The organism is Basfia succiniciproducens, assembly GCF_011455875.1.
Classification (GTDB): domain Bacteria; phylum Pseudomonadota; class Gammaproteobacteria; order Enterobacterales; family Pasteurellaceae; genus Basfia; species Basfia succiniciproducens.
Window position 1 is genome coordinate 853,497 of record NZ_CP015031.1, and the last position, 12,332, is coordinate 865,828.

Consider the following 12,332-nt stretch of genomic DNA (forward strand, 5'->3'; position numbering starts at 1 on the left):
TAACTAATTTACGGCAAGATAAAATTGTAGTTAGATGAACCGGTTTCCCAATTCAAATACTTATTACTCTTTTTATCAGAGCTTTCTAAGCAATTAAATTATCCTAACTAAACGGAATAAAATCAAATTTTATGCCTTTGATTGGTTATTTATTAATCTAATTGCTTATAAATTATACATTATGATTATTTTTTAATCAAACTTTAGTCCGTTAACTTTGTGATTTTTCCATTTAAATTAATAATCAATATGCTACAATTCTGCCATCCGACTATATTAATTTATCACCGATAAGAGCTGTAATTTATGCTACCACGTTTAAAAGAAGTTCCCCAGCTTACACCGCTTGTTTCCGATTTTTTAGATGATCTCAAAGCGCAATATTTTGAGGGCGATATTGCCTCCAATTATGCCGATCGCTTAAGTCTGGCTACGGATAATAGCGTTTATCAATTATTACCTCAGGCTATTTTATTTCCTAAATCCGTATCTGATGTTGTTCGAATTACAAAACTCGCTCAACAACACAAGTATCTTTCCTTAACCTTTACGCCGCGCGGCGGTGGTACAGGAACAAACGGTCAGGCGATTAACAATAATATTATAGTTGATCTTTCCCGCCACATGACAGGTATTTTGGAACTCAATGTTGAAGAGCGCTGGGTTCGCGTTCAGGCCGGCGTGGTTAAAGATCAGCTCAATCAATTTTTAAAACCTCACGGACTTTTCTTTGCACCGGAATTATCCACCAGTAATCGTGCCACGCTGGGCGGTATGATTAATACCGATGCTTCAGGGCAAGGTTCTTTGCAATACGGTAAAACCTCGGATCATGTGCTCGGTTTGCGTGCGGTTTTGGTAAACGGCGACATTATTGATACAAGTGCGGTCAAAACGGAGCGATTTTTGGACAATCTCGCCGCTAAAAAAGTTACCTTTACAAGCAAACGATTACATGAAGAAGTTTTTCACCGCTGCAAAGAAAAACGTGAACAAATTGTTCGGGATTTGCCGCAATTGAACCGATTTTTAACAGGTTATGACCTGAAAAACGTATTAAATGAAGATGAAAGCGAATTTAACTTAACCCGTCTGCTAACCGGTTCGGAAGGCACATTAGCCTTTATTTGCGAAGCCACGTTAGATCTCACGCCGATTCCGCAAATCCGAACCTTGATTAATGTGAAATACAGTTCTTTTGACGCCGCATTACGTAGTGCGCCCTTTATGGTACAGGCAAACGCGCTTTCTGTGGAAACAGTTGATTCCAAAGTACTTAATCTCGCGAAAGAAGATATCATTTGGCATTCCGTTAAAGAACTACTAACGGAAGAGGCAAACAGCCCGATTCTCGGCTTAAATATTGTTGAGTTTGCGGGCAATAATAAAAATTTGATTGAACGTCAAGTCGCCGCTTTATGTGCTCAGTTGGATGAAAAAATTGCCAACCGGGAAGGCAATATTATCGGTTATCAAGTATGTTCGGATCTGCCTTCTATTGAACGCATTTATGCCATGCGCAAAAAAGCGGTGGGGCTGTTGGGTAATGCGAAAGGTGCGGCGAAACCGATTCCTTTTGTGGAAGACACCTGCGTTCCGCCTGAAAATTTAGCCGATTATATTACCGAATTCCGGGCATTATTGGACGGTTATCATCTGCAATACGGTATGTTCGGGCATGTAGACGCCGGTGTGCTTCATGTGCGCCCGGCATTGGATCTGTGCGATAAAGAACAGGTTCAACTGTTTAAGCACATTTCCGATAGCGTTGCGGAACTCACACGCAAATACGGCGGTTTGATTTGGGGTGAGCACGGTAAAGGAATCCGTTCTTACTATGGCGAAAAATTCTTTACGCCGGAACTTTGGCAAGAACTGCGCTATATCAAATTCCTGTTTGATCCGCATAATCGCCTGAATCCCGGCAAAATTTGCAGTGCACTGAATAGCGAACAACAGCTCTACCCTATTCTCTCGCCGATGCGGGCCGATAACGATCGCCAAATTCCGATAAAAATGCGTGAAGAATATGCCGGCGCTATGAATTGCAACGGCAACGGATTATGTTTTAATTTTGATGTCCACAGCACTATGTGTCCGTCAATGAAAGTGAGCGGAAACCGCCTGTTTTCACCGAAAGGGCGTGCGGGAATGGTACGCGAATGGCTGCGTTTGATGGCAAATGAGAATGTAACGCCCGAACAGCTAAATTTCCATCATTCGCAGGTAAAATTGTCCGAATTGGTTGAAAAAGTAAAAAATTCAGTGAAGAAATGGCGGGGCGAATATGACTTTTCCCATGAAGTGAAGGCGGCAATGGATACCTGTCTTGCCTGTAAAGCCTGCGCAAGCCAGTGCCCGATTAAAATTGATGTAGCGAGCTTCCGCTCCAAATTTTTCTATTTTTATCATCAGCGTTATGTTCGTCCGAGTAAAGACTATATTGTGGCAAATTTGGAAACGGTTGCGCCTTATATGGCAAAACAGCCTAAACTTTTCAACTTTGTTATGAAATCGAAATTTATGAAAATTGCAGCGGAAAAAGCGCTGGGCATGACGGATATTCCGTTGTTATCGGAGCCTAATTTGCGTCATCAATTAGTTGAAATCGGTTACCAAGGGAAAACCTTAGAACAGTTGGAACGTCTTTCTCCCACAGAAAAGTCTAATATGTTATTGATTGTGCAAGATCCTTATACCTCTTATTATGATGCAACCGTTGTAGCGGATTTTGTGGAACTTTGCTGGAAATTAGGCTTCAAGCCGGTGCTTTTGCCTTTTAAACCGAACGGTAAAGCACAGCATATTAAAGGCTTTTTAGGGCAATTTGCGCGCACGGCAAAAAACCAGGCGGATTTTTTAAACCGCATGACAAAGCTGGGTCTGCCGCTTGTCGGCGTTGATCCCGCCATTGTGCTTTCCTATCGTGACGAATATAACGAAATCCTGCAACAAAACCGAGGTGATTTTCATGTCATTACTGCGCACGAATGGCTAAAAAACCAATTGGATTCAAACCTGTTAAAAACTGCGGTGAAAAATTTGCAAAAAAATCACCGCACTTTGAACACGCACGAATGGTATTTATTCCCTCATTGTACCGAACAAACCTTTATGCCTAACAGCCCGCAGGAATGGCAGCAAATTTTTACCGCATTCGGGCAGCATTTGGAAGTGGAAAAAGTGGGATGTTGCGGCATGGCGGGCGTGTTCGGGCATGATATGAAAAACCAAGAGATGTCAAAAGCGATTTATGCTGGTTCCTGGGCGACGAAGCTTACCGGTAAAAATATTGAATATTGCCTGGCAACCGGTTATTCATGTCGAAGCCAAGTGGCGCGTTTGGAAAACGAAGAATTAAAGCACCCGGTGCAAGCTCTTCTCTCTCTTTTCCATTAAACTAAATACTAAAGGTGAGCCTAAAGGTGAGCCGCACATAATTAGGCTCACCTTTTTATTAGGGGCTGTTTATCTTTTATAAACAAATCCCTACTTTAAAATGCCCGACAGCTCGAAAAATTTTCGATAAGCTTCAGCTTTCTTTTCTAAACTTAATGGATAAGCTCTTGATGTCGAAGGAACCCGATACAGCTTGAGTTCATGTCCCTGAAAAGGAAAATCAATATATTCATTGGTTTTCGGTTCCTTCAGTTTTAATTCCGGCACCAAACTGAATAAAGCTTCCGTGGCTTTACCTCCGGTAGTGAACAACCAACGCACATTCGGTACTTTCTGCAAAACCTGCGTTAAATTTACCGGTTCCACAATTTTAAGAAACTTATCTGAAGCATTACCCTGCTCGCGAACGGCTTTTATCACCGTAGGACAGGAAGCAATGCCGCGTTCATGCAAAAAAGCCTTTATCCGTTCGGCATCAAAACGCTTTTCTCCCGGTACCTGAAAATATTCTTTATCTTCAAAAAAGATTAAGCCGTAAATCCGCCACATATCATTTTGAAAATTAGGATAATGGAATTCCATACAACGTTTTTCAGACTTAGGAGGGAAAGTCCCCATCATCATGACGGTTGCCCGAGCCGGCAACACCGGCGGAAACGGGTGGGTTTCAATAATTTGTACTGACATTACGAATCCTTACGACAATGACTAAGCATAATAGAGTCTGTTTATTTTTTACAAAACTTTTAAAAAATAACCGCACTTTGATTGCTCATAAGTGCGGTTTTAGGCATTTAATCCGTTATTTAGTTCAATGCGCTGATAATATCGTTTACACGATCTTTAGCATCACCAAATAACATTTGGGTATTTTCTTTGAAGAATAATGGATTTTGCACACCGGCGTAACCTACCGCCATTGAACGTTTAAACACGATAACGTTTTGCGCTTTCCATACTTCAAGCACCGGCATGCCGGCAATCGGACTGTTCGGGTCTTCCATAGCCGCCGGGTTCACCGTATCGTTCGCACCGATGACTAATACAACATCCGTATCTTCGAAATCATCATTGATTTCATCCATTTCCAATACCACATCATAAGGTACTTTCGCTTCCGCCAACAGCACATTCATATGTCCAGGTAAACGACCCGCAACCGGGTGAATACCGAATCTGACATTCACGCCGCGATCGCGTAATTTTTGCGTTAATTCCGCAACCGGATATTGCGCTTGAGCAACAGCCATACCGTATCCCGGAGTAATGATAACCGAACTTGCGTTTTTCAATAGTTCCGCCGTTTCTTCCGCTGTTGTTTCACGGTGTTCACCTTGTTCTTCATCGGAACTGACAACCGGGTCATTACCAAAACCGCCCGCAATCACGCTGACAAATGAACGGTTCATGGCTTTACACATGATGTAAGACAGGATCGCACCTGAAGAACCGACCAACGCACCCGTTACAATTAACAGGTCGTTATTCAGCATAAAACCTGCCGCAGCCGCAGCCCAACCGGAATAAGAATTCAGCATGGAAACCACAACCGGCATATCGGCACCGCCGATTGACGCCACTAAATGCCAACCGAAAGCAAGAGCAATGGCTGTCATCAGTAACACAGGGAAAATATTTTCCGGACTATTTAAGAATGAAATCATTAATAATGCGGAAACAACTAACGCCGCTAAATTTAATTTATGGCGGTGAGGTAACATTAACGCTTTAGAATTAATCTTACCGCTCAATTTCCCAAAAGCTACCACAGAACCGGTGAAAGTTACCGCACCGATGAAAATGCCCAGGAACACTTCAACGTTGTGGATATTGTCTAATGCCTCCTGTTCCGCTAAAAACGCCGCTTGCGCCGCTTCATCCAGATTCACGGGCATAGCAACCGCGGAATGTAAACCGAAGCTGTTAAAACCGACCAATACGGCGGCCAAACCGACGAAGCTGTGCAGAATAGCCACCAGTTCCGGCATTTCCGTCATTTCAACTTTCAGCGCTTTGCGGATACCAAGTACGGCACCAATCGCCATAGCAACTAAAATCCATAATTGCCCTTCCGTTGCCGGACCAAAAATAGTTGCGATTAATGCGATGGTCATCCCTACGATGCCGTACCAACAACCCGCTTTTGCCGTTTCATGTTTAGAAAGACCGGCCAGGCTCATAATAAAGAGTATTGCCGCTACAATATATGCAGCTTGTACAAAACCTACTGACATTTTTCTCTCCTTAACCTTTTCTAAACATGGCTAGCATACGTTGGGTAACTTTAAAGCCACCGAAAATATTAATACTTGCCACTAAAATTGCGATAAACGCAAGTACGCTGATAAAGAAACTGCCTTGGGCAATTTGCAGCACCGCACCCACAATAATAATACCCGAAATAGCATTAGTTACCGCCATTAACGGTGTATGCAGAGCATGGCTGACATTCCAAACCACATAATACCCCACCACACAAGCCAGTACGAATACGGTAAAGTGAGATAAAAATGCACTCGGCGCCACAGAGGCAAGCCATAGGAATAAAATAGCGGCTAACGCCATCACGCCGTATTTAATACGGAGATCTTTCGGTTTTTCTTCTTTTTTCTCAACTTTTTGCGCCGCCGCTTTTTGCTGCGGTTGTGCCGATACTTTAATCGGCGGTGCAGGCCAGGTGACTTCGCCGTTACGAATTACCGTCACCCCGCGAATAACCACGTCTTCAAAATTAAGATCAATCTGACCGTCTTTATTCGGCGCTAACAGTTTTAATAAATTAACTAAGTTAGTACCGTAAAGTTGGGAAGACTGAGTCGGTAAACGACTTGGGAAATCCGTATAACCAATGACTTTAACCTGATTATCCGTCACAAAAATTTCACCGGCTTTAGTATATTCGCAGTTACCGCCCGTTAATGCGGCTAAATCCACAATTACGGAACCCGGTTTCATGGAATCAACCATTTCTTTGGTGATTAAACGAGGCGCAGGTTTGCCCGGAATTGCCGCCGTAGTGATAATAATATCCACATCTTTAGCCTGCTCGGCATAAAGTTCCATCGCACGGCGATTGAATTCTTCGGACATCACTTTGGCATAACCGTCGCCGGAACCGCCCTCTTCTTTGAAATCGATTTCAAGGAAGCTTGCTCCCATACTTTGCACTTGTTCTTTTACTTCGGGACGGGAGTCAAAGGCACGTACGATAGCGCCAAGACTGTTTGCCGCACCGATAGCGGCCAAACCCGCAACACCGGCGCCGATTACCAGCACTTTCGCCGGCGGCACTTTACCTGCCGCAGTAATTTGTCCCGTAAAGAAACTGCCGAAAGCATTGGCCGCTTCAATAACGGCGCGGTAACCCGAAATATTCGCCATCGAAGACAAGGCGTCAAGCGCTTGCGCACGGGAAATACGAGGTACGGCGTCCATCGCTAAAACGTTAACATTTTTCGTCGATAACTTTTCCATTAAATCGGGACGTTGCGCAGGCCAGATGAAACTCACCAAGGTCGAACCTTCTTTCATTAATGCGATTTCATCATCCGTAGGCGGATTTACTTTAAAAATAACGTCCGCATTCCAAACGGCTTGCTGATCTCCGATTTTTGCCCCGGCTTGTTCAAACGCGTTATCTTCAAAACTCGCTTTAAAACCGGCATCATGTTCGATGATAACGTCAAAGCCGAGTTTGAGGATTTGCTGAACGGTCTTTGGCGTCGCCGCCACACGGCTTTCATTATCAAGCAGTTCTCTAGGTACACCAATTAACATAATGTTTCCTTCAAATCAGTTGAAAAAATAATTGAGTGAACCAATGACACACTCAATCCCAAATCGTTACCCGCAAAATACGCAAACGTTCACGTACTGCAAATAACACGGAATGACAAAAAGTCAAATCTTCTTAAATGTAACACTAATTCAATAAAAAAAGAAAAAGATTTTTCAATCAATTCAACCGAAAAAATCAATTGATAAACAAGAACAAAAATTTCTGAAATTTTGACCGCACTTTTTAGATTTTTTCTAATAAAATAAAGAGGATATATTGTAAACACCGAGGCATATCTAAAAATACGGCAAATAAACGCGTTCCGTGTAACATTGAAATATAAAAAATTAAGGACAGGTATAAACCCGTCCCTATAAAATTTAAATAATGTTGATGTTTATTACAGCCGCTTAAATTCAACCAGCATTGCGCTTTGCGGATCCAGTACCGGAATTGTTAAGCCCGCCTTGGCAAGCCATTCACCGCGGATGCTAACAGGTTTTCCGGCAAAATTATCTAATACCCATTGCGGGAAGACTTTCATTAAATGTCCGCCTTTCCCCTGCTTGATATAATCGGGAATTGACAGCAGTTTTACCTGATAAGTAGCATTTGCCTCCAAATAAGGCACGCGCAATTTACCCATTTGTTTATAATCCGGCATATCAAGCTGGCTGATTAACACCACCGCCTGTTTTTTATCCTGTGCGACAACGCCGTTAATCAGCGTGGTATCGTCATGATGATCCAAACGGAAACTTTCTCCCGAATGCAGTAACGGGCGAAGCTGTTTGTGCAAGGCAATATATTTGGCAAACCCCTGCCGTTCTTCCGCCGATTCTTTCACCGGGTCAAGCTCAACCCCCATATGTCCGAATAAGGCGGTTAATCCTCTGAAATCAAAGGAAAAATTTCGCATAGTTGTCTGACAAGGCGCGCCGCCGATATGAGCGCCGATAACTTCCGGCGGATAGAAATAACTCATACCCCGTTGAATTTTCTGGCGGGTTAAAGCATCGTTATTATCGGAAGTCCAAAAACGTTGCGAGCGTTTCAGAATTTCAAAATCAATACGTGCGCCACCTGATGAACAGCTTTCAATTTCTACGTGCGGATAACGTTTTTGCAAAATATCGAATAAGCGATAAGCGGCTTGAGTTTGCGCAGTGACCGCGGCTTTGCCCAAATGTCCCGGTTGTACCAAACGGCGATTGTGATCCCATTTGATGTAATCCACTTGATTTTCGCCCAACAGCCAATCCATGCGTTCTAAAATGTAATTAAAAGCGTCCGGATTAACTAAATCCAGTACATATTGGTGACGTTCTTCCGGTTGATCATACCCATCCAACCGCAGCATCCAATCGGGATGTTGTTGGTATAGTTTCGAGCGTTTGCTGATCATTTCCAGCTCAACCCAAATCCCGAACTGCATACCTAATTTCTTTACCGCATCAATCACCGGCTTTAGACCGTTCGGGTATTTTTTCTCATCCAAGAACCAATCCCCCAAACCGCCAAAGTCGTCATTCCGACCGATAAACCAGCCGTCGTCAATAATAAAACGTTCAACCCCCATTTCCGCCGCTTTTTCCGCCATCGCAATAATATGAGCTGGATCATGATCAAACATCACCCCTTCCCAAATATTAAGATGAACCGGGCGAATCGGTTGCGCAAAATACAAAATACGGCTTCGGATATGTCGGTGGAATTGCTGTGACATACCGTTTAAACCACAATCGGAATAGGCGGTATAAACCCAAGGAGTAGAAAGCGACTCACCTTGTTCCAAAACGATTTCACCCGGTAAATAAAGATTTTCCAGCTGTGCAAAGCGGCGCCCGTCAATCAGCACATCAGCACGAATGCGGTGGTTACCCGACCAAGCCAAATGAAAGCCCCAGACTTCGCCCTGTTGTTGGCTAAAATGCGGTTGCCCGAGCACAAGATTCGGTGCGTATTCATGGGAGGTGCGGCCGTGTCGGTTTTCCTGCATGAATGCGCCATGTTTTAAACAGGTGCGGTTTTCCTGTAATTCCCGACACCAGCGGCCGTAAAAGCTTAGCACTTCGTCGGCATATTCCGGCACGGGTAACGTCACGGCGAGACGATTAACGGTAAACTTGCCTTCACCGAGATTAGTTAAACTGTTGCGGAATTTAAATACGCCGTTACCATCCGCTTCAATTTCGGTTTTAAAGACTAATTGTGCGATTTCATCTACCGCTTCAATCAACAAAACTTCGCCGTTTTTGACCGCACTTTTTGTTTTAAATACGGGTGCCCAGTCATAGCCGTCACGGTGGCCGTCCACACCGGACGAACCCCAATAACCGCGTCCGTTTTCGGCAGCTAAGGTAACCGGTGTATCCACATCCAGACCACCGTTAGACACGCCGCGTTCAAGGCTTAAAAGATCCGCTTCGGTGATTTCGTCAATCTCTAAGCGTTTTCCCCAATAAAGGATTTCCGCAGGTTCCGGACGGATAATTAAATCCGTATTACCGCCGGTTAAGCGAATAAAATTATTCTTCATGATTTAGTCCTCTTTCACGTTACGGTATTTATCTAATAAAGCGATATTCACTTTCGCCAATAAATCGCCGTGAAGTTTGTAATAACGGAAGTAAACGAATAATTTAATGCTATAGAATAAAATCGGCAAACCAATCATGATGACTTTCATCCAGAAAATGGTATTTTCGTTTTGTACTTCGTTCGGCACGTAATTAATGGCGGTTAATAACACACCGATTAGGAAGGCTGAAATTGCCGAACCCGCTTTTACCACCATGGTTTGCACGGAATAAGCGATACTTTCCGAACGAATGCCTAATTTGTATTCGCCGTAATCTACGGTGTCCGCCACCATAATGACCTGCAACGTCCAGAACAGGGCGCTACCGATTTGCATGAAAATCCCCGCTAAAATAATTAAAAATACGCTCGGCGTTTCCGCCATTCCCGTATAGGCAAGAATCAAACAGCTTAAAATGGAGCTGACGGAAATTGTGATCCATAGCGTACGACGTGAAAACAAACGTACCAAACGGGCAAAGAAGATAATAATGATAAGGTTCGCAATACCCGCATAAGACATGTAATAAGGGAACATTTCTTTATCACCCACTACGTAAGTGAAGTAATAAATCGCAAAGCCGGAAATAATATTGCTGGCGATGTTATAAGATAACGCCATCACCAAAAGGCTGGAAAGCTGATCATTGCGAGGAATCAACGAAACCAGAGTCTTAAGCGGAATACGTTGTTGCGCTTCGCCTGTTTCCAAATTATCCGATGAATATTTTTCTTTTAAATTCATCAAAGTAATAACGGTTGAAATAAGGAAGCAAACAATGATGACAAGGGTAAACATCCGAAAACCGAATCCTTTATCATCGCCGCCTACATAATCCACAAAAGCAATACAAGTTCCTGCGGTAATAAAGTTGGCAAGGCTTGAAAAGAAACGAGGATACGGCACTAATTCTTCACGTTCTCGCTGATCGAGAGTTAAAGTCGGTGTGAGAGACCAGAACGGAATATCCATCAGAGTATAAGTCATACCCCATAAAATATAGGTAACGGCGATATAAATAATTAATGCCGTGCCGCTGAAATAATCGGCGCAAAATAATGAAAAGAGAACAATTGAGTTCAAAACCGTACCGATTAAAATCCAAGGCTTAAATTTACCCCAGCGCGAACGCGTGTTATTTACCACCCAGCCCATTATCGGGTCGTTCACCGCATCCCAAACCCGCGCGATCATAAAAATAGTTCCCACGATCGCACCGGATACGCCCAACACATCGGTGTAATAATACATCAAGTACATATACACAATATGAATAGCAAAGTCTTTACCATAAGCCCCTAAACCGAAGCTTAATTTTGTTTTCATTGATAAACTCATTTTTCCACCTCATTGGATAAAACTGCCACTTCATGTTGCATAATAATCAAATGAATTTCTATCTGATATTTAGTCTAAAATTCCTGAAAGTTCAGATAAAATGATCACAAAAGTAAAATATGAGTTTCCAGGAAATTTTTAATAAAAAATGAGATTTTGTTGGTATACTAGCGATAACAATAAATCAGTTGTAAATCAGATCAACATGAAAACGTCTCATCTTGCAAAACAAACCTCAACCGAATTAGCGGATAAATCCGGCAGCGAAATAATCAGCCCGCTGTCGCTTTCTCTGGACGCGCGTCCGTTTAATGTGGAAATACAGCAGCCGCCGGGTAATATGCCCGCTTATCATTGGCACGGTCATATTGAAATCAATATCCCTTTTGATGATGATGTGGAGTATAGCTTTAACGAACACAGTACCTTGATTAACGCGGGGCATATCGGTATTTTCTGGGCGTCAATTCCTCATCGCCTGACCGATAAACATAATTGCCGAACCATGGCGGTCTTCAATATCCCGGTTTATCAGTTTCTTTCCTGGCAACTTTCACAAAACCTGATTAATCACATTACCCACGGCATTATCATTCAATCGAAAAATCCCCGTTTAGTCAGCTTATTTGAAGTACAGCGTTGGGAGCAGGAACTGCAATTGGAGGATCCCAACCGTCATAAACTGGTTTATGACGAAATCCAGCTGATGATCAAACGTGTCAGCCTTGACGGTTGGCTGTTATTGCTGGAGCCGCCTAAAAAAAACAATCACCAACTTTCCGGCTCCAAACATGCACAAAATTATGTTAGGACAATGCTGGATTACATCGCAAATCATTATAATGCGCCGCTTACCGTGCAATCCGTAGCAAATGCGGTGGGATTAAACACAAATTATGCCATGGGGCTGTTTCAAAGCGCCATGCAGCTAACTATTAAACAATATATTATTATGATGCGTATTAATCACGCCAAAGCTTTGTTGAGCGATACCAACCGAAGTGTGCTTGATATTTCGCTCACCACCGGGTTCAGCTCAATGAGCCGGTTTTACGATAACTTTTTAAAATATACGGGCGTTTCACCAAACAAATACCGCAAACAAATTCGAGCCGACGATAATTGGTCGGCGCAAGGTTTGATCCCGACTACGCAAGCCATAAAAGGCGCAAGCACCGGCGAAAAACTGATTATGACCGGCGAACATTTTAACCAATCCGAAGAATTTTAAGGAAA

At 43.1% G+C, this 12,332-nt stretch carries 7 protein-coding genes; 2 read left to right on the plus strand and 5 right to left on the minus strand.

The features are described from left to right. Positions 1-306: 306 nt before the first annotated feature. Positions 307-3,399 carry a D-2-hydroxyglutarate dehydrogenase YdiJ gene (gene ydiJ, locus A4G13_RS03795; RefSeq protein ID WP_090653805.1) on the plus strand — a complete coding sequence of 1,031 codons (3,093 nt, stop codon included), beginning with the start codon at positions 307-309 and terminating at the stop codon, positions 3,397-3,399. Positions 3,400-3,489: 90 nt separating this feature from the next. Here ydiJ and A4G13_RS03800 read toward each other — a convergent pair whose 3' ends face one another. The 5 genes from A4G13_RS03800 to melB form a co-directional block, all read right to left on the minus strand. Further along, positions 3,490-4,086, minus strand: a complete 597-nt coding sequence (locus A4G13_RS03800) for a DNA glycosylase (RefSeq protein ID WP_011200396.1) — start codon at positions 4,084-4,086, stop codon at positions 3,490-3,492. 119 nt (positions 4,087-4,205) lie between these two features. After that, positions 4,206-5,633, minus strand: a complete 1,428-nt coding sequence (gene pntB, locus A4G13_RS03805) for a Re/Si-specific NAD(P)(+) transhydrogenase subunit beta (RefSeq protein WP_090653807.1) — start codon at positions 5,631-5,633, stop codon at positions 4,206-4,208. Between the two features lie 10 nt (positions 5,634-5,643). Further along, positions 5,644-7,176, minus strand: coding sequence for a Re/Si-specific NAD(P)(+) transhydrogenase subunit alpha (gene pntA, locus A4G13_RS03810; RefSeq protein WP_090653809.1), 1,533 nt, complete (start codon positions 7,174-7,176; stop codon positions 5,644-5,646). 401 nt (positions 7,177-7,577) lie between these two features. Next, entirely contained in the window at positions 7,578-9,716 is a 2,139-nt protein-coding gene (locus A4G13_RS03815) for an alpha-galactosidase (RefSeq protein ID WP_090653811.1), read from the minus strand. 3 nt (positions 9,717-9,719) lie between these two features. Further along, complete coding sequence (gene melB, locus A4G13_RS03820; RefSeq protein ID WP_090653813.1) at positions 9,720-11,096, minus strand: melibiose:sodium transporter MelB; 1,377 nt, start codon at positions 11,094-11,096, stop codon at positions 9,720-9,722. Between the two features lie 205 nt (positions 11,097-11,301). Between melB and melR the strand changes: the two genes are divergently transcribed. Beyond that, entirely contained in the window at positions 11,302-12,327 is a 1,026-nt protein-coding gene (melR, locus tag A4G13_RS03825; RefSeq protein WP_243739742.1) for a transcriptional regulator MelR, read from the plus strand. The last annotated feature ends 5 nt before the right edge of the window (positions 12,328-12,332 follow it).